This is a genomic window from Limnohabitans sp. 2KL-51 (assembly GCF_003063645.1).
In the GTDB taxonomy this organism is placed as follows: domain Bacteria; phylum Pseudomonadota; class Gammaproteobacteria; order Burkholderiales; family Burkholderiaceae_C; genus Limnohabitans_A.
The window spans coordinates 102893-121932 of sequence record NZ_NESJ01000015.1; the positions used below are offsets into that span (position 1 = coordinate 102893).

General features: G+C 62.5%; 17 protein-coding genes and 1 riboswitch. Of the genes, 12 read left to right on the forward strand and 5 right to left on the reverse strand.

Annotation, left to right across the window (positions count from 1 at the left end; all coding sequences use genetic code 11):
- Nucleotide 1: 1 nt before the first annotated feature.
- A riboswitch (S-adenosyl-L-homocysteine riboswitch) is annotated at nucleotides 2-102 on the forward strand.
- Between the two features lie 55 nt (nucleotides 103-157).
- The 6 genes from metH (at nucleotide 158) to B9Z49_RS16045 (ending at nucleotide 6431) form a co-directional block, all read left to right on the forward strand.
- On the forward strand, nucleotides 158-2896 hold the full coding sequence (metH, locus tag B9Z49_RS16025) for a methionine synthase (protein ID WP_108354440.1): 2739 nt from the start codon (nucleotides 158-160) through the stop codon (nucleotides 2894-2896).
- A 131-nt stretch (nucleotides 2897-3027) separates the two neighbouring features.
- Nucleotides 3028-3633, forward strand: a complete 606-nt coding sequence (locus tag B9Z49_RS16030; RefSeq protein WP_233254659.1) for a LemA family protein — start codon at nucleotides 3028-3030, stop codon at nucleotides 3631-3633.
- Nucleotides 3633-4616 (forward strand): YgcG family protein, encoded by a 984-nt coding sequence (locus B9Z49_RS16035; protein WP_233254660.1) that lies wholly within the window; start codon nucleotides 3633-3635, stop codon nucleotides 4614-4616. Before B9Z49_RS16030 ends, B9Z49_RS16035 begins: the two co-directional genes overlap by 1 nt.
- Nucleotide 4617: 1 nt before the next feature.
- Complete coding sequence (locus tag B9Z49_RS16040) at nucleotides 4618-5160, forward strand: TPM domain-containing protein (RefSeq protein WP_108354441.1); 543 nt, start codon at nucleotides 4618-4620, stop codon at nucleotides 5158-5160.
- An 85-nt stretch (nucleotides 5161-5245) separates the two neighbouring features.
- A complete protein-coding gene (locus B9Z49_RS21830; protein WP_158273523.1) occupies nucleotides 5246-5410 on the forward strand; it encodes a hypothetical protein in 165 nt (54 codons plus the stop codon).
- A complete protein-coding gene (locus B9Z49_RS16045) occupies nucleotides 5361-6431 on the forward strand; it encodes a DUF6352 family protein (protein ID WP_108354442.1) in 1071 nt (356 codons plus the stop codon). Before B9Z49_RS21830 ends, B9Z49_RS16045 begins: the two co-directional genes overlap by 50 nt.
- Nucleotides 6432-6441: 10 nt before the next feature.
- Here the strand turns inward: B9Z49_RS16045 and B9Z49_RS16050 are convergent, their stop codons facing one another.
- The 5 genes from B9Z49_RS16050 to B9Z49_RS16070 are packed head-to-tail and all read right to left on the reverse strand — an operon-like array spanning nucleotide 6442 to nucleotide 12115.
- Nucleotides 6442-7830, reverse strand: coding sequence for a formimidoylglutamate deiminase (locus B9Z49_RS16050; protein ID WP_369913690.1), 1389 nt, complete (start codon nucleotides 7828-7830; stop codon nucleotides 6442-6444).
- 6 nt (nucleotides 7831-7836) lie between these two features.
- A complete protein-coding gene (locus tag B9Z49_RS16055) occupies nucleotides 7837-8460 on the reverse strand; it encodes a HutD family protein (RefSeq protein WP_108354443.1) in 624 nt (207 codons plus the stop codon).
- 4 nt (nucleotides 8461-8464) lie between these two features.
- Nucleotides 8465-10645 (reverse strand): TRAP transporter permease, encoded by a 2181-nt coding sequence (locus tag B9Z49_RS16060; protein WP_108354444.1) that lies wholly within the window; start codon nucleotides 10643-10645, stop codon nucleotides 8465-8467.
- Nucleotides 10646-10655: 10 nt separating this feature from the next.
- Entirely contained in the window at nucleotides 10656-11147 is a 492-nt protein-coding gene (locus B9Z49_RS16065) for a DUF1850 domain-containing protein (protein WP_108354445.1), read from the reverse strand.
- Entirely contained in the window at nucleotides 11144-12115 is a 972-nt protein-coding gene (locus tag B9Z49_RS16070; RefSeq protein ID WP_108354446.1) for a TAXI family TRAP transporter solute-binding subunit, read from the reverse strand. Before B9Z49_RS16070 ends, B9Z49_RS16065 begins: the two co-directional genes overlap by 4 nt.
- 186 nt (nucleotides 12116-12301) lie before the next feature.
- On the opposite strand from B9Z49_RS16070, the gene B9Z49_RS16075 reads away from it, so the two are divergent.
- From B9Z49_RS16075 to B9Z49_RS16100, 6 genes are all read left to right on the forward strand, one after another.
- Complete coding sequence (locus B9Z49_RS16075; protein WP_108354447.1) at nucleotides 12302-13312, forward strand: LysR family transcriptional regulator; 1011 nt, start codon at nucleotides 12302-12304, stop codon at nucleotides 13310-13312.
- 101 nt (nucleotides 13313-13413) lie between these two features.
- Entirely contained in the window at nucleotides 13414-14598 is a 1185-nt protein-coding gene (locus B9Z49_RS16080; RefSeq protein WP_108354448.1) for an FAD-binding oxidoreductase, read from the forward strand.
- Nucleotides 14599-14665: 67 nt separating this feature from the next.
- Nucleotides 14666-15892, forward strand: a complete 1227-nt coding sequence (locus B9Z49_RS16085; RefSeq protein ID WP_108354449.1) for an ABC transporter substrate-binding protein — start codon at nucleotides 14666-14668, stop codon at nucleotides 15890-15892.
- 1 nt (nucleotide 15893) lies between these two features.
- Nucleotides 15894-17612: an ABC transporter permease gene (locus tag B9Z49_RS16090; RefSeq protein ID WP_233254661.1), complete on the forward strand. Its 1719-nt coding sequence runs from the start codon at nucleotides 15894-15896 to the stop codon at nucleotides 17610-17612.
- Nucleotides 17609-18340: an ATP-binding cassette domain-containing protein gene (locus B9Z49_RS16095; RefSeq protein ID WP_233254662.1), complete on the forward strand. Its 732-nt coding sequence runs from the start codon at nucleotides 17609-17611 to the stop codon at nucleotides 18338-18340. The genes B9Z49_RS16090 and B9Z49_RS16095 overlap by 4 nt, the downstream gene beginning before the upstream one ends.
- A complete protein-coding gene (locus B9Z49_RS16100; RefSeq protein ID WP_108354450.1) occupies nucleotides 18333-18953 on the forward strand; it encodes a CDP-alcohol phosphatidyltransferase family protein in 621 nt (206 codons plus the stop codon). Before B9Z49_RS16095 ends, B9Z49_RS16100 begins: the two co-directional genes overlap by 8 nt.
- Nucleotides 18954-19040: the final 87 nt, after the last annotated feature.

Consider the following 19040-nt stretch of genomic DNA (forward strand, 5'->3'; position numbering starts at 1 on the left):
CTTACCCAAGGAGCGTTGCAGCCCGCAGCCGTCTAGGCGCAGCAGGTCAGGCTTGGGGCCGTTCAATGTCTGAATGATTTTGCACAACGACGCTCACCTTCAAATCCAAGGTGAGCCCGTGTCTGTTGTCGCGTCTGAAATCGTGTCTGTTCCCCCCATGAAGTTGTCCGGTCTGGAGCCTGTCTCCATCGGCACCGCCTCGTTGTTCGTCAACGTGGGTGAGCGTACCAACGTGACCGGCTCCAAGGCCTTTGCCCGCATGATCCTGAACGGCGAATACGAGCAGGCCTTGGCCGTGGCGCGACAGCAGGTCGAAAACGGTGCGCAGGTGATCGACGTGAACATGGACGAAGCCATGCTCGACAGCCAAGCGGCCATGGTTCGGTTTTTGAACCTGATGGCAGGTGAGCCCGATATTGCCCGCGTGCCGGTGATGGTGGATTCGAGCAAATGGACCGTGATCGAAGCGGGTCTGCGCTGCATCCAGGGCAAGGGCATCGTCAATTCGATCAGCATGAAAGAGGGCTTGGACGAGTTCAAACGCCAGGCCAAGCTGGTGAAGCGCTATGGCGCGGCCGCGGTGGTCATGGCGTTCGATGAAAAAGGCCAGGCCGACACCTACGCACGCAAAGTCGAAATTTGCGAACGCGCTTACCGAGTGCTGGTGGACGAAGTCGGCTTTCCTCCGGAAGACATCATTTTTGACCCGAACATTTTTGCGATTGCCACCGGCATCGAAGAGCACGACAACTACGCGGTGGACTTCATCAACGCCACGCGTTGGATCAAGCAAAACCTGCCGGGTGCCAAGGTGAGCGGCGGCGTGTCCAACGTGTCCTTCAGTTTCCGGGGCAACGACCCGGTGCGCGAGGCCATCCACACCGTTTTCCTGTACCACGCCATCCAGGCGGGCATGGACATGGGCATCGTCAACGCGGGCATGGTCGGCGTCTACGACGACCTGGAGCCCACACTGCGCGAGCGGGTCGAAGACGTGGTGCTGAACCGCGTACCCCAATACAAAGACGGCGAAGCGCGCTTGACCCCAGGCGAGCGCCTGATCGAAGTGGCCGAGACCGCCAAGGGCGCGGCCAAAGACGACAGCCAAAAGCTGGCTTGGCGCGGCACGCCCGATGCGCCTGTGCGCGTGGCGCAGCGCTTGAGCCATTCGCTGGTGCATGGTATCACCGACTTCATCAGCGACGACACCGAAGAAGCCTACCAAGAGATTCTGGCCAAGGGAGGCCGCCCGCTGCATGTGATCGAAGGCCCGCTCATGGACGGCATGAACGTGGTCGGCGATTTGTTCGGCCAAGGCAAGATGTTCTTGCCGCAGGTGGTCAAGAGTGCCCGCGTGATGAAGCAGGCAGTGGCGCATTTGCTGCCTTACATCGAAGCCGAAAAACTCGCTCAGGAAGCGGCAGGCGAAGACGTGAAAGCGAAGGGCAAGATCGTGATCGCCACCGTCAAGGGCGATGTACACGACATTGGCAAAAACATCGTCACCGTGGTTTTGCAGTGCAACAACTTTGAAGTGGTGAACATGGGCGTGATGGTGCCGTGTCACGAAATTCTCGCCAAAGCAAAAGCAGAAAACGCCGACATCATTGGCCTGTCGGGCCTGATCACGCCCAGCCTCGAAGAGATGCAGTACGTGGCGGCTGAGATGGAAAAAGACCCGTATTTCCGTGAGCGCCAAATGCCGCTGCTGATCGGTGGGGCCACTTGCAGTCGCGTGCACACCGCCGTCAAGATTTCGCCCCATTACAGCGGCCCGGTGGTCTATGTGCCCGACGCTTCGCGCAGCGTGGGCGTGGCGCAAGGGCTGTTGTCTGAGCAAGCCGCCAAGTTCATTGCCGACCTGAACACCGATTACGACAAAGTGCGCGAGCAGCACGCCAACAAAAAACAAACGCCGATGTGGACGCTGGCGCAAGCCCGCGCCAACAAAACACCGATCGACTGGTCGCAAGGCGTTCCCGCCGCGCCCAAGTTCATTGGCCGCCGGGTGTTCAAGAACTACGACCTGGCCGAAATCGCGCAATACATCGACTGGGGCCCGTTCTTTCAGACCTGGGACTTGGCCGGACCTTTCCCGGCCATCCTCGATGATGAAGTGGTGGGTGAGCAGGCCCGCAAGGTCTATGCAGACGGCCAAGCCATGCTGCAAAAAATCATCGACGGCCGCTGGGTCACGGCCAATGCCGTGCTGGGCCTGTACCCCGCCAACACGGTGAAAGACGACGACATCGCGCTCTACACCGACGAATCACGCCAGCAAGTCGCCATGACTTGGCGCGGCCTGCGTCAGCAGACTGAAAAGCAAAGCATCGACGGCGTGATGCGCCCCAGCCGTTGCCTGGCCGACTTCGTCGCGCCGCAAGGCACAGCGCCAGACCATGTGGGCGTCTTCGCCGTCACGGCAGGCATCGGCGCTGACAAACGCGCCGTCGCCTTTGAAGCCGCGCACGACGACTACAGCGCCATCATGCTCAAGTCATTGGCCGACCGCTTGGCCGAGGCATTGGCCGAATGCCTGCACAAAAAAGTGCGCACCGACCTGTGGGGTTATGCCGCAACCGAGGCTCTGACAAGCGAAGACCTGATCGCAGAAAAGTACCAGGGCATCCGCCCCGCACCCGGCTACCCCGCTTGCCCCGACCACAGCGCCAAACAAGCCATGTTTGATTTGCTGCAGTGCCAGGACATCGGCATGGGCCTGACCGAGAGCCTGGCCATGACACCTGCGGCCAGCGTGAGCGGTTTTTACATCGCGCATCCTGAAGCGCAGTATTTCAACGTGGGCAAAGTGGGCGACGACCAGGTGAGCGATCTGGCCGAGCGAAAGGGCGTGGAGGTCAAAGACCTGCAGCGCTTGCTCGCGCCCAACCTCTGACGACTGGGCCTGGCGCACGGGCGCAGGCCGCTTTCCGGTGAATGGTGCGGGTTGTTGACCTGGGCGTGTGTCTGCACGCGATCACATGGGGTAAGCTTTTCGTTTGTTACACAGTTTGGGAGAAATAAGCGATGAACCGTATTGCGATGCGCGCCAGTGCCTGGATGGCCACAGCGACCTTGGCGCTGAGCCTGACCGGCTGCGGCTACAACGACTTCCAGCGCTTGGATGAGCAGACCACTTCTGCGTGGTCCGAAGTGCTCAACCAGTACCAGCGCCGCGCTGATCTGGTGCCCAACATCGTGGCCACCGTCAAGGGCGAGGCCAATTTTGAGCAGGAAACCTTGACCAAGGTGATCGAGGCCCGCGCCAAGGCCACGAGCTTTCAGATCACCCCCGAGGTGCTGACCAACCCACAGGCGCTGCAACAGTTCCAGGCCATGCAGGGTCAACTCTCCAGCGCCCTGTCGCGCCTGATGGTGGTTTCCGAGCAATATCCCAACCTCAAGGCCAACCAGGGCTTTGCCGATTTGCGTGTGCAGCTCGAAGGCACCGAAAACCGCATCACGGTGGCGCGCAACCGCTACATCGCTGCCGTGAAGGATTACAACGTCTTGGCCCGCAGCTTCCCGAGCAACTTGACGGCCATGGTGTTTGGCTACGCGCCCAAGCCCAACTTCACCGTGGCCAACGAAGCGGCCATCAGCGCGCCGCCCAAGGTGGAATTCGGCAAGTGATGCACACCCACATGCCCAAGACTTGGCCCATCGGCCGATTTTTCGGGAATATCGTGGACGAAAATATGACGCGGCTACTTTTGAGCGCGATGGCTTGGGTCATCTTGACCCTGTCGCCTGCATGGGCCCAAGCGCTGGTGCCCGTGCCGCCCCTCACCGCTCGGGTGATGGACCAGACCGGCACCTTGGCCCCTGGCGATGTGGCGGCTCTTGAGCAGCAACTCCAGAGCTTTGAGCAACAGCGTGGCACCCAGATCGTGGTGCTGGTGCTGCCCAGCACCGCGCCCGAGGACATCGCCGATTTCACCCAACGCCTGGGCGATGCCTGGAAGATCGGTCGGCGCGAGGTGGGCGATGGCGTGCTGCTGGTGGTGGCCTTGAACGATCGCCGTTTGCGCATCGCGCCGGCCAAGTCGCTGGAAGGCGCGGTGCCCGACTTGGCCGCCCAACGCATCATTGACCAGGTGATCACGCCCGCATTTCGACAGGGCGATGTGGCAGGGGGCCTGCGTGCCGGCCTCAGCCACCTGCAAGCCCGCATCGAGGGCGAGGCCTTGCCGCTGCCCAAAGCAGGCGCACAAGGGGGCAAACCCCCTGGGGGTGTCGAAGTCGATTGGCTGAATGTGGCTGTTTTGTTGCTGGTGGCTTTGCCGGTCGTGGCGGGCGTGCTGCGCCGGGTGCTGGGGCAGCGCTGGGGTGCATTGGCCAGCGGGGGCGTGGTCGGTGTTGTGGTTTGGGGCATGACCGGCTTGCTCTGGCTAGGGGGTATCGCCGCTATGCTGGGCCTGATGTCGGCGCTGTTCATGCAGGCCTGGCCCAGTGCGCTGGGTAGGCGCAGCCAAGGCGGCCGTGGCGGTGATTTTTCCGGTTGGGGCGGCGGTGGTCGCGGCTCATCCGGCTCTTGGGGTGGGTCCGGTGGCGGTGGGTTTTCGTCGGGCGGCGGTGGTGATTTTGGGGGCGGCGGTGCCTCCGGGAGATGGTGACATGCGCGAATCGCTGATGACCCAAGGGGCACGTTGGTGGCGACACCGCTGGATGCACGAGCGTGCCGCCGAGCGGGCAGTGCCCCCAGCCATGGCCGAGCAACTGCAGGCCCGGGTGAGCGCCAGCGAGGCGAGGCACAGCGGCGAAATCGTGCTGTGCGTCGAAGCGGCCTTGCCCAACAGCTATCTGTGGCGGGCGGGGCGCGAAACACCCTTGCCAGCGGTGATACGTGAGCGCGCACTGTCTTGGTTTGGCAAGTTGCGCGTGTGGGACACCGAGCACAACAATGGCGTGCTCATCTATATGCTGCTGGCCGAGCGCCACGTCGAAATCGTGGCCGACCGGGGCATCAGCCGCCACGTGCCCGATGCGCATTGGCAAGCGGTGGTGCAGCATTTGGGTGAGCACTTGCAAATCGGCGACTTCGACAGCGGTCTCACGCAGGCCCTGCAAGAAGTCTCGGCGCTGCTGGTCCAGCATTTCCCGCTGCAGCCCGGTGAGGCGAATCCAAACGAGCTCTCCAACCGGGTGGTTTGGGCCTGAGCCCTCGGCCAGCGCCCATTCGCCATTCAAAGGACGGCTTTTTTGTAGGAACCCACCCCTGTGGGCGATGGGCGTGGAACACGCCATGAAAACCATCGCCCACAGGGTGGCCTCCTACAAAGATAACAATAGCCGCATTGCCGACAAAAAATGGGCCATTCAAACTTCATCGGGCCGGTTCCCTCAACAAAAGGTAAGCGATGCAAAATTTCTGGACCGCCTGCGGCCACCAACACCTGACGCGCAATGAGCGGGGTTGGCTGGTGGCGAGCCCCGACTATTGGCGGCTGTGGCTGCAGCGCCCCGAGCTGGCGCTGGTGCCTGAATCGTGCAAGGCCGAAAAGCGTTTGCATGCCGTCCTGACCGAGACGCCCAATATGCAGGTCACCCCTGCAGACTACAAATATTTCAAGGACGATGATGTCCGTGAAAATTACAAGTTGTTTCTGCGTTTTCGCGATGAATTAGAGGCCGCAGGCTCACTCGAAGCGGCCTACATGGGCTGGATCCAGAGCGGTAACAACCAGCTGCCGCCCTTGTTCATCGACCTGGTGGTGCAGGCCATCGTGTGCAATGTCTTGACCGGCGTGGACGATGCCTGGATTTGGCGTGCGGCAGAACTGCTGTTCAGACGTCAGCGCATCACCGTGCGCGATGGCCGTGTGCTGTCGGGTGACAGCGACACGCTCGATAACTTGCAAGCCACCGGCGGCTTGGGCGAGATGGGCCGCTTGCTGATGGAGGGCGGTGCGCCGCTCAAAGCGGTCGATGTGAAAGTGCTGCACAAGGACAACGAAGACCGTTACCTGTTGCAGCTTGAAGGCCTGGGGCGCTATGGCTTCTTGCTCGACATGACCCACGAAATCCAGAACGAATTACCGCACGGCTTGATTTTGAAAATGGTCAACGCCCGCTCGGGCCTCAAGGCATTGGCCGCCGTGCTGACCCGATGGGTGCAACACTTTTTCGGCGTATCGGTGCAAATCGAGCCGGTGCAAAAAGTCGACGACCCCGCTTGGCGCTGGCATGTGGGCCTGGACGCCACTGCTACCGCCTTGCTCAACGACCTGTACCAAGGCACCGAGCTGGACGCCAAGCGCCAACAGCAACTCATCAGCCTGTTCAAACTGCGCTTTGACAATCCGCAAGACATGCGCGCAGATGTGCAGGGCAAGCCCGTCTATCTGGGCTTGGCCATGAACGAGCAGGGCTTGCTCAAGCTCAAACCGCAAAATTTATTGCTCAATTTGCCGCTGGCGCGCGAGGTCTAACAAGCCGCCATCAGGCTTGCAGCAGGTCGCGGCGTGCTTGCACCAGGCCCGCCATGGCCTCGTCGTGCAAGGCGTGTCGGCCATGTTGCACCACCCACTGACCGCCAGAACAGACCTGTGCCACGGCGCTTTGGCGGCTGCTGGCAAACACATGGCTGGCCAGCATCTGGTCGGGCGACAAGCCGGCCAAGGCCGGGTGCTGGGCATCGAGCACGATGAAGTCGGCCTGCTGCCCCACGGCGAGCCCGGCCACTGGGCGAGCCGCGGCCTGCGCACCTCCGGCCACAGCCCCTTGCCACAGGGCTTGGGCCACGTCCGGTTGGCGCTCGTTGGCCGCCACGTTGCGTTGCCGCAAAGACAGGCGCTGGCTGTATTCGAGCAGCATCAGGTCTTCGGCCGGGTTCACCGCGATGTGGCTGTCCGAGCCGATGCCCCAGGCACCTTGCTGGTTGTGCCAGGTCTTGAATTCAAAAATGCCGTCACCCAGATTCGCCTCGGTGGTGGGACACAGCCCCGCCACCGCCCCCGAGGCCGCAGCGCGCTGGTATTCGTGTGCGTCCATGTGCGTGGCGTGCACCAGGCACCAGCGTGTATCTACTGGCGCATGGTCCAGCAGCCAAGCCACTGGGCGCTGTCCTGACCAGGCTACACAAGCATCGACCTCGGCCGTTTGTTCCGCGATGTGGATGTGGATGGGCGCGCTGGCGTCCAGCGCCTTCAGCCCCGTGAGCACCTCCCGCAGGCTTTCGGGCGTCACCGCCCGCAAGGAGTGCGGTGCAAGCCCCAGCCGGGCCGATTGGGCATCACAAGCGGGCCGCAGGCGTTCAAGCAAGCGCAGCATGGCCTCGGTGCTGTGGATGAATCGGTTTTGTCCCGCAGTGGGCGCGCTCCCCCCAAAGCCGCTGTTTTGGTAGAGCACGGGCAGCAGCGTCATGCCGATGCCGGTGCGCTGGGCGGCGCGCAGCAGGCTGAGCGACATCTCGGCCGGGTCGGCATAAGCGTGGCCATGGGGGTCGTGGTGCAGGTAATGGAATTCACAGACGCTGGTCACGCCCGCCTCCAGCATCTCGACGTAAAGACCCGTGGCAATGGCCTCCAGTTGTGCGGGTCCCAGCTGGGCCGCAAATTGGTACATCAGCGTGCGCCAGCTCCAAAAGCTGTCTTGCGTGTGGCTGCGGTATTCGGTCAAACCGGCCATGGCCCGTTGAAAAGCATGTGAATGCAAATTGGGCATGCCCGGCAGCACCGGCCCTGAGGCGCGTGGCACCAGGGGGGTGGGAGACAGTCCTGCCTGGATGGCTTGCCATTGGCCTTGGGCATTCCATTGCAGCAAGACATCTCGGGCCCAGCCGTCTGGCAGCAAGGCGTGTTCGGCAAACAGCTGGTGATGCATCGGCATGGTGGTTCAGTGTGGGCTGGGCGTGAAGCGGACGGCCAGTAAAGCCGCATCCGGGTCTGAGTCGACGCATCGGCATGACCAGCCCTGAGTGATGCCCTGCCACCAAAGCCCTGTTTGCGGTGCAATGGCGTGTGGCTGGACCTCTGCCTTGTCGGTGTCAGGGGTCTGCATTTGCCATGCACCCTGAATGGCCATCAGCAAACCAGCCGGTGCGGGCAGCAAAGTCTCTCGACGACGCAACACGCGCACCTCGGCCTGACACACACCACGGCGGGTCATGACATTGAAGTCGTGGCAGTCCCCGTTCAGCAAACGCCCATGCACTGCTGCATCGCCTGAAAAGGCAAAGGGCTGCAAAGGCGTGTCCAGCGCATGCAACACACTGTCATCTGCGCTGCCATCCGCGCTGCTCAACTGCACACCACCACCTTCGAGCAGCGTGATGACCCGGTCCACACCCGCGAACACTGAAAAATCACCGTCGCGGGCAATGTGCGCAATGCTGATGCGCCAGTCGAAATTCTGCATGCCCGCTTGTGGCGGGTGGCACGCGATTTCACGCGTCACGCCGCCGCCGTTTTTCCAGGGGCTGGCGTGCAGTTGGGCGCGTTCAAACAAATGGATGGGCATGGGCTCAGGCGGTGTTCGGCAAGGGGCGGCTGTGCCACAGCAAGATCAGCAGCACACCCGGAATGGCCACGGCTGCGACCACAGGATTGGCAAACACCAGGGAGATGGACATGGCATTCAACAAAAAGAATGACAGCTTTCGGATGGGCCGGGCCACAAAGCCTGTGTAGGCTGCACCCAGCCCCATCACCGCCACGACCGCGCAAACAGTGGCCAGCAAGAAAGAGAACCAGGTGAAGTCAATGAACAACAAAGCGGGCGTGTAGACAAAAGCAAAGGGCACCAGCACCTTGCCCATGGACAGTCTGAAAGCCGTCATGCCGGTGCGCATGGGTTCGCTGCGGGCAATGCCGGCGGCTGCAAAGGCGGCCAGAGCCACAGGCGGTGTCACATCGGCCAAAACGCCGTAATAAAAGACAAAGAAGTGGGTCGCCAGTTGCGGCACCCCCAGTCCTGCCAGCGCCGGGGCAACGATAGAAGCCAAGATGATGTAAGTGGGCGTGGTGGGCACACCCGAGCCCATGATGATGCAAGCGGCTGCGGTGAACATCAGGCCAAAGAAAATGGTGACCTGTTTGAGCTCAAACCAGTTGAACACATCCACCACCATGAACATTTGGGCGGCCAGGCCCGAGACATCGATCACCCAGGCCGAGAACTTGAAACCCATGCCCGTCAGCGTGGTGATGCCCAGGACAAAGCCGACGCAGGCACACGCTGCGCCAATACCCAACGCCGCTTTGGCACCCATCTCGAAGCCCTGCACCAGCGCTTGTGGCCCCACCGCCATGCCCGTCATGTTTTTGCCCAAGGGCCCGATCAAGCGGGGAATCCACGAGCAGGCCACAGTCAGGGTGATGCCCCAAAAGGCGGCGAGGAATGGCGTGAACTGCATCAACAGCAGCGTGACCATGACCACCAGCGGAATGAACAGGTGCCATGAACTTTTGATCACCCAACTCAAGGACGGAATCTCTTTGGGGTCCATGCCCTGGAGCTTCAATCGCTTGGCTTCCAGGTGCACCATGAACAAGATGGCAAAGTAATGCAGCAGGGCCGGAACAATCGCAACTAAAATCAAGGTGTTGTACGGAATGCCCAAGGTCTCGGCCATGATGAAAGCCGCAGCCCCCATGATGGGCGGGGTGATCTGACCCCCGCAAGAAGCAGAGGCTTCGACTGCCCCCGCAAAGCGCGGCGAGAAGCCGACTTTTTTCATCATCGGAATGGTCATGACGCCAGTGGTCACGGTGTTGGCAATGGCCGAGCCAGAAATCATGCCGAACAGGCCCGAAGACACCACGCTGACCTTGGCCGGACCACCGGAAAAACGCCCCGCCGCAATGGTGGCCAGATTCACAAACAACTGCCCCAACCCGGTCAGTTGGGCCATGATGCCGAACAACACAAAGTGGAAAACAAAGGTGGCGACCACACCGACCGGGATGCCGTAAATGCCTTCCGTGCCTTTGTACAAATGGGCCACGATGCGCGACAGGCTGTAACCCCGGTGCGACAAACCGCCCGGCAGATAAGGCCCCAGCAAGCCGTAAAAAATCGCCGCAATCGCCAGCAGCGGCAAGAAGATGCCCATGGTGCGGCGCGTGGCCTCGATCACCATGGCAATCGCAATCACGCCCATCATCAAGTCCAGCGGCGTGTGCTGGCCGGGGCGATCGATGTAGATGTGTTGAAAAAACACCAGCAGGTACAGCGAAAAGCCCGAAGCCAGCGCCGCAAACACCCAGTCACGCCATGGGATGTGGGTGTGGCTGCCATCGAAATGCTTGAACGGCAAGGACAAACCGGCCAATGCCACCAGCACCGCCAGGAAGGTGTAACGCATGGCGTCGGGTATGGGCTCGGTGATCTTGCCCAGCAAACTCCAGCCCATGAACAGGTAAAAGGCCGCCAGACCCACTGACACGGTCCATTCCCAGTGACCAGGCATACGTTTTTGGCGCGGGAACACCAAAAAGCACAAGCCCAACACCACCGCCAGGTGGATGGCGCGGTGTGCGATTTCGTTTTCAAGGCCAAAACCGGCGGTGTAATAGTGCCAGGCCGACAGGCCTGCACACAAAACCATCACGACTTTGGCACTCCAGCCAGCCAAGCGGCGGAAACTCGATTCGGGGTCAAACTGCTCGATCAGGCGATCGATCTCTTGTTGGCTGGTACTCATGGGTTTTCCATCATGGCAAAGGGCAATTTTCAGCCCGGATTTCTATTGATTTTGGGCTCAGCTGGCCCAGTAAAACTTCACGTCCGTCGGATAGCACCAGCCGCATCGACTGGGCGGGCAAAGGCAAGACCACCAAAGGCTCAACCACCCGATCCAGCAGCAAACGCCAGCCCGCGCCATCGCGCAGCAAGCGCTCGCCTGGCCCGGCCGCCGATGGCAGACCGTAGCCTTCGCCTTCAAAGCGCTCTTCCACCAGGTGCGCGCGCCAGCCCTGCGTGCTGTGCCGCCAGACATAGCGGTCCAGCACGGGCGTGCCCAGCACCGAATGGGTGAACGCCACATCGGCAGCGGGTTGGATCGGGTTCAGGGGCAAGCGGGTCAAAGCACGGCCGCTGCGGTGTTCGGTCAGTACCAGCTCACAAGCGGGCGCAGCCCCAGGGGCTGCCCATGCGCAGGCCACCAGCGCCCACGCCACCAGGGCGAGGCGCTTGGGGCATGTCACTTGGCGATGCCTTTTTCTTTGAAGTAACGCAAGGCACCGGGGTGCAAGGGCACGCTGGCCACCGAGGTGGCGGTGTTCAGGTTGATGTTTTTGCCCTGCACATGCACCTGGCCCATGATGGCCGTGTTTTCATACAGCGCCTTGGTCACTTCGTAGGCCACGTTCTCGGGTACGCCATCGTGTGTGGCCCAAATGGCCATCACCGCCAGCGTGGGCACGGCCGCAGTCTGGCCCTTGTAACTGTTGGCAGGCAGCTGCACTTGGGTGTAGTAAGGCTGCTCTTTGAGCAAGGTCGCCACTTCGGGGCCCGACAGCGGAATGATCTTCAGGGCGTGACTTTGTGCAAAGTCGGTCACCGCTGCCACGGGCACGCCGCCCGTGATCAAGGTGGCGTGCAAGTTGCCGTCTTTGATCTTGTCCACCGCTTGGGTGAAAGATGAGCTGTCTTCTTTCACATCGGTGCGGGCCATGCCGTGCACCTTGAGCAAATCGGTCACCAACTGGTACTGGCCCGAGCCGGGCGCGCCCGAGGAAATGCTTTTGCCCTTGAGGTCCTTGACGCCGTTGATGCCCGAATCGGCACGGGTGATCAGCTGCACGGTCTCGGGGTACAGCGCGCCCAGGGCACGCAGGTTTTTCAGGGGCGCATTGGCAAACTGGGCTTTGCCGTTGTAGGCCGCGTCCAGAATGTCGGCGGCCACAAAGGCCGACTCGATGTCCTTGGTGCCCAGCAGTTTGGCGTTGCCCACCGAGGCACCGGCGGCTTCAGCGGTGGCGGTGATTTTCTTGCCGTCGACGGTGGCCTTGTTGGAGATCAGCTGGGCCAGCATGCCGCCCAAGGGGTAATAGGTGCCGCCGGTGCCGCCCGTGGCCACACCGAAAAACACACGCTGTTGTGCGATGGCCGCACCTGAGAGCAAAGCGGCAGAGGCCACCACGGTGATGGCCAGACGGCGATTGATTTTCATGGTTCATTTCCTTCAGGAATGGGTGAGAGGTTCACAATGGACGGGGTCGGGAACGCTTGCGGCGTGCAGACTGGCCGACAGCGTTACAGTGTGGATTGGAATTGGAAGGCCCGTCCATCGTTTGCAAAAATTGATGCTCAGCATCACAAAAACCAATGAAACCTTTCACAACCTGCACGCAGCCTCATGAAAAAACGCGCTTCTGACAAAGTGTCGCCGCCCTCGTGGGAGCAGCTGGGCATCTGGGTGGCCTTGGTGGAAACCGGCTCGGTGTCGGCGGCGGCGCAGCGGCTGGAAATATCGCAAGCGGGTGTGTCGCAGCACATTCGGCAACTGGAAGAGACCTTGGGCGTGTCGCTGCTGGACCGTGCCACGCGCCCGGCACACCCCACTGCCGCAGGACACCGGCTGTATGAACAGGCCAAAGATTTGCTTTCGCGTGCGGGCCAAATGACACAAACCGTGCGCTCGCTCAGCCGCAGCAAAAGGGCCATGCTGCGCATGGGCTGCGTCGATTCATTTGCCGCCGTGATCGGCCCGCAGATGGTGCGTGGTTTGTCTGGGCGTGTGCAGCGCTTGCGCTTGGTCTCGGGCATCAACCCGGGGCTGGCCGACTTGTTTGACAACCACCAGCTCGACGCGTTGATCACCACCGACGACCCCAAGTACTTGCCCGGAAGGGAGTGCCTGGCCTTGTTTTCGGAGCAGTTCTTGGTGGCCGTGCCGCAGAGTTTTCAGGTCCCTCCCCTGGCGTCTTTGTCGCAACTGAGCCAGCTCAGGCCCTTCATGCATTACAGCACCCGCTCCAAAATGGGCGCGCTGGTGGACGCCTACCTGAACCGACACGACCCCCACATCGAGCGCGTGTTTGAGTTTGACGCGACCGACCCCTTGCTCAGCCTGGTGCGCGAAGACCTGGGCATCGCCCTGACCACCCCCATGTGTTTGTGGCAATCGCGATACCACGCCATGAACCTGAAATACCTGCACTTGAATGCGCTGCGGCACCAAGGGCAGGCTTACCCGCCTTTGAAGCGAACCTTCTACCTCGTCTACCGCCCCGACGAATTGGGCCCGCTGGCCCAAGACATCGCGGCCATGGTGCGGGTGGCGGTGCGCGAGTTGCAGCGCCAATGGGTGCTGGAGCTGAAAATTCCCCACGACTTGCTCAGCGTCGAAGAGGCCAGCGAGATCTGAAGACGGCTGCGCCAAGTGTGATGCTGATGATCAACCAATGCAAAACTGATGGCCCTTTCAGGCGCACACCTTAAGCTGACCCTAAACTACAGGAGTCGGATGTGAGCCATTGGGATGCGATCGTGATTGGGGCCGGTGTGATCGGCACGTCGGTGGCCTACAACTTGGCCGCCATGGGCGCCAAACGTGTGCTGGTGCTGGAGCGCGATCAAATCGGCGCGGGCACCACCTCCCAGTCCAGCGGGATCTTGCGCACGCACTATTCGGTGATCGAAAACGTGGTGCTGGCTCAGCAGTCATGGGCGGTGTTCAAAGACTTTGCGGGTCATTTGCAAGACGAGGACGCCTCGGCCGGTTTGGTGCGCTGTGGCTACCTGATTGCCGCGCCACAAGGCCCCAAGCTCGAACCCCTGGCCCAGTCTTTGGCGGCGCAACAGGCGCAGGGCATTGAGGTGCATCGCCTGAGCGCGCAAGAAGCCAGCGAGCGCCTGCCCATTTGCCGCTTTGACGATGCGGCCCTGATTGGCTTTGAGCCCGAGGCCGGTTTTGCCGATGCCTACCTGGTGGCCAGCAGCTACGCCCGCGCCGCCCGCAGGTTGGGCGTGAAATTCATGGAAGGCGAATGCGTGACACGGCTCGTGCTCACGCAGCAAACCGTGACCGGTGTGGAGACGACCCGTGGCGTGTTCCATGCCCCGGTGGTCATCAGCACGCAAAACATTTGGGCGCAAGAGTTGGCCCAATGGACGGGCATTCAGGTGCCTTTGACGCCCGAGCGGCATAAAGTCATGGCGCTGCAAGGCCCCGAGGCCTACACCTCCGCCATGCCCGTCTATAAAGACCTGGGCTCAGCGGGCATGCTGTATTGCCGCAGCTATGGGGGGCAACAAATGCTGGTGAGCGAAGGCACGGCAGGCGAGGCCCTGAGTGGGCCGGACAACACCCAAGGAGATGTGTCCATGGACGATGTGATGCATGTGGGCGAACAGGTGGCCGAGCGTTTCCCCTCTTTTGCCGAAGCCGGTCTGGCGTCATCCTGGACGGGGGTGTACGACGTGACGCCCGACTGGAACCCGGTGCTGGGGGCCGTGCCCGATGTACCGGGTCTGGTCGTGGGCTTTGGCTTTTCAGGCCACGGCTTCAAACTGTCCCCGGTCGTGGGCCGCGTGTTGGCCCAACAAGCCTTGGGGCTGCCCACCGATGTGCCCTTGACGCCCTACGCGCTGGAGCGCTTCAGAACCGGGCAATTGCTGCATGGCCGTTATGGATCGGGGGCTGTGGCCTGAGTGAACCCCGTGAAGTTTTCGGGTCAGCGAGAATCAGGCCTTTTGGGCCACTGACCCGGATGACTTCATGAACCTGTTCAATCGTCGCCAATCTCTCACGCTGTTGGGAGCCGCTGTGCTGGTGCCCAGTGTCACGCCCACATGGGCGCAGGGCACCACGACTTCGACCACCCCATGGCCCGACACCCTGCGCGCCGCTCGCGGCCAAACCGTGTACTTCAATGCTTGGGCGGGCAGCGAGCGCATCAACGCTTACTTGCAATGGGTGGCGGGCGAGTTGCAGCGCGACTTTGGTGTGAAGCTGCAGCACGTCAAGATCAGCGACGCGGCCGATGTGGTCAAGCGTGTGCGCGCCGAAAAGCAAGCAGGCCGCAAAGACACCGAAGGTACGGTGGACCTGGTCTGGATCAATGGCGAAAACTTTGCCGCCATGAAACGCGATGCTTTGTTGTCGGCGCCCTTCGCCCCAACTTTGCCCAACTTTCAGTGGGTGGACACCGTGGGTAAGCCCACCACACTGGTGGATTTTTCAGTGCCCACCGACGGGCTGGAATCGCCTTGGGGCATGGCGCAGCTCACGTTTTTTGCCGATGCCAAACGCCTGCCCCAAGTGCCGCAAAGCATGGGGGAGTTGCTGGCCCTCGCCCGCAGCCAACCGGGGCGCATCACCTACCCGCGCCCACCCAACTTCCATGGCACCACCTTCGTCAAGCAGGCCTTGATCGAGCACGCGCCTGATGTGAAAGCGCTGGCCCAGCCCGTCACAGCCGCCGCACTGGAGGCGCAAGCCGCACCGCTGTGGCGTTTTCTGGATGCGCTGCACCCGCACCTGTGGCGCGGCGGCAAGCAGTTCCCGCAAAATTCGGCCGCGCAGCGCCAGATGATGGCCGACGGCGAGCTGCTGCTGGCCCTCACGTTTAACCCCAACGAAGCGGCCAACGAAATAGCCGCCAAACGCTTGAGCGCCACGGTGCAAAGCTGGCAATTTGCCAAGGGCACCATTGGCAACACGCACTTTGTGGCCATCCCCTACAACGCGCCCAGCAAAGCGGGCGCACAAGTCGTGGCCAACTTTTTGCTCTCGCCCGCCGCGCAAGCGCGCAAGGCCGACATCGATGTGTGGGGCGACCCGACGGTGCTCGACGTGACGCGCCTGCCCGCCGCCGACCGCGGACGCTTTGCATCGGCCCTGCGCCCTGGGCAACTGTCCCAGAGCGCCCCAGCCTTGCCCGAGCCCCACGCCTCGTGGGTCGATGCGTTAGAAAAAGAATGGACCCGCCGCTACGGCGTGTGACATGCCTTTCGTGAAGGTGCTTGGAGCTTTGCTGCTGGCGTTGATCGCGGCCGTGCCCATCGGCGCAGCGCTGTTGGCGGTGGGCGCGCAAATGCTGGACGCCTCCGCTTGGCAAGCCCTGTGGGCCGACCCGCAAACTTGGCGCGCCTGGGGCATGACGCTGTGGACCGGTTTGGCCTCGACCGCGTTGGCGTGGATCACGGTGGCGCATGTGCTGGCCAGCGGCTTCATCCGCCAACAACTGGGGCGCTGGCTGGCCCATTTGCCTGCTTTGCTGGCCACGCCGCACGCTGCCATGGCCATTGGGCTGGTGCTGTGGCTCTCGCCCAGCGGCTGGGCGCTGCGGCTGGTGTCGCCGGGCCTCACCGGGTTTGACGCACCGCCGCCCTGGTTCACCACGCAAGACCCGTGGGGCCTGGGGCTCATCTTGGCGCTGTGGCTCAAAGAAGTGCCGTTTTTGTTGTGGGTGGCCGCCACGCAGATGCAGCGCGAAGACCTGCGCCGCCGCTGGCAAGCCGAATACGCCCTGGCCCAAACCTTGGGCAGCACCCCCGCACAAGCCTTTGCGCAAATCATCTGGCCCCAACTGGCCCCGCGCCTGCGTTGGCCGCTGCTGGCGGTGCTGGCCTATGGCCTCACGGTGGTCGACATGGCGCTCATCATTGGCCCCGCCACACCGCCCACCTTGGCCGTGCTTGCCTGGCAATGGCTCAGCGATGCCGACCTGCTCACGCAATCGCAAGGCGTGGCGGCGGCGGGGTGGTTGACGTGCACGGTGTTGGTGAGTGGCGTGTTGATGGTGGTGGTGTTGCAAGCGTTTGCGGCCATGCGTAAATTCGCGAGCAGGGGCAAGCGCCCACGCAGTCAGGCGGCTGATCGGAGGGGCTCGCTCCCACAGAAAACCCCGCCATGGGTTCTGCATTTTTGTAGGAGGCTGCCCCTGCCGTCGAATGTCATGTGGACCACCCTCCTCAGCACCTACGCCGCTGTCTGGTTCGCCCTGACCGTGGGCAGTGTCTCGGGCGTGTGGCCTTTCCCCCAAGTGTGGCCCGAGCTGTGGACGCTGGGCGCCTGGCAACAAGTGGCCAGCAGCGCGCACACCGTGTGGACCACCTTGGGCCTGGGCGTGGTATCGGCCAGTGTGTGTTTGCTGTGGTCGGTGGCCTGGCTGGAGCTGGCCCCCCGCCGCTGGCAGCAGGCCCTGCAACCCTGGTTCTTGTTGCCGCTGGTCTTGCCATCGGTGCTGTGGGTGGTGGGCTTGTACAGCCTGGCGCTGCACACCCGCCTCGAAGGCCAATGGCTGGGCCTGAGCCTGGCGCACGCGGTCATGGTCTTGCCCTATGTGCTGCTGGCGCTGGTGCCCGCATATCAGGCGGTGGAACCGCGCCAAGCCGCACTGGTGGCCAGCTTGGGCCATGGCCGCTGGGTGTATCTGTGGCGCGTGAAGTGGCCTTTGCTAAAACGCGCCATCGCCTCGGCCTGGGCCGTGGGCTTTGCGGTCAGCGTGGCGCAATACCTGCCCACGCTCTATGTGGGCGCGGGCCGCTTTACCACCGTCACCACCGAAGCCGTCACCTTGGCTGCGGGCGCGCAACGCTCGCTCATGAGTGCCTACGCCGCGCTGCAAATGCTCTTGCCCATCGCCGCCTTTGCGCTGGCCGCGTGGCTGGGCAGGCCCCGCCGATTTGAGAAGTTCGCCCCCATGAAAGCCACACCATGACCGACACCACAAAAGATGCCGTGCATCACGGCATGAACGGCGGCCTTCACGTTCACATTGAACGCTTGGGCAGCGAACGCCACGCGCTGGTGAGCAGCCTGCGCCTGCATGTACCGCCCGGCGAGATCCTCACGCTCATGGGCCCGAGTGGCTGTGGCAAAAGCTCGGTGCTCGCGTCCATAGCGGGCACGCTGGCCAGCGTGTCCGAAGGGCTGCAGCCCCTGCAATTGCAAGGCTCGGTGCAACTGAATGGCCGCGAACTTGCGCATCTGCCAACGCACCAACGCGGCGTGGGCCTGGTGTTTCAAGACGCCTTGCTCTTCCCGCACATGACGGTGGCCGAGAACCTGCTGTTTGCTGTGCCCGCCAATGACGTCAGGGGCAACAAGGGCAGCACCGCGCAACGCCAAGCCCGCGTGCAACAAGCGCTGCAAGAAGCCGAGCTGATCGACATGGGCAATCGCGACCCGTCCACGCTCTCGGGCGGGCAGCGTGCGCGGGTGGCGCTCATGCGCGCATTGTTGGCCGAACCGCAAGCGCTGTTGCTCGATGAGCCATTTTCCAAACTCGACGCCGCCTTGCGCGCCCAGCTGCGCCCGTGGGTGTTTGCGCATGTGCGCGAGCGGCGCATCCCGGTGGTGCTGGTCACGCACGACGAACAAGACGTGGCCGACCCGCAGCGCGTGCTGCACTTGCGCGCCACCGAAGAAAGCCCAACCCATGTTTGACCGCCACGCCCAAACCCTCTTGCGCCCCGCGCTCACCGCCGCCGCACGCGGCTTGGTGCGCGCAGGCATCAGCGCCGACGCGCTGACCTGGCTGGGCTTTGCCATCGGCATGGCCGCCGCCGTGGCCATTGCGCTGCAAGCGTGGTGGTGGGGCTTGGCGCTGCTGCTGGCCTCGCGCTTGCTCGACGGCCTGGACGGCAGCGTGGCCCGCCTGACCCAGCCCACCGACGCGGGCGGCTTCCTGGACATCGCACTCGACTTCGTGTTCTACGCCGCCAGCCCCCTGGCTTTTGCGGTGGCCAACCCCAGCGCCAACGCATTGCCAGCGGCCGTACTGCTGGCCAGCTTCATCGGCACCGGCAGCAGCTTTTTGGCCTTCGCGGTGCTGGCCGAAAAACGCGGCCTGAAGGACACCGCCTTGCCAGGCAAAAGCTTTTACTTCTTAGGCGGCCTGACCGAAGCCACCGAGACCATCACCGTCTTCGCCGCCATGTGCATCTGGCCTGAACACTTTGCGGTGTTGGCTTATGGGTTTGCGGGGTTGTGTGCGATCACCACGGGGATGCGGGTGGTGTGGGGCTATAGACGGCTTCAAGCCAGAAACAGTTCCTGACGCAGGCTGTAACCTGTCATCTTGTGGCGGCGAATCATCAATCAGCAGCTGTTCACTGTTTAAATCATGGGGTCATCCTGGAGCTTT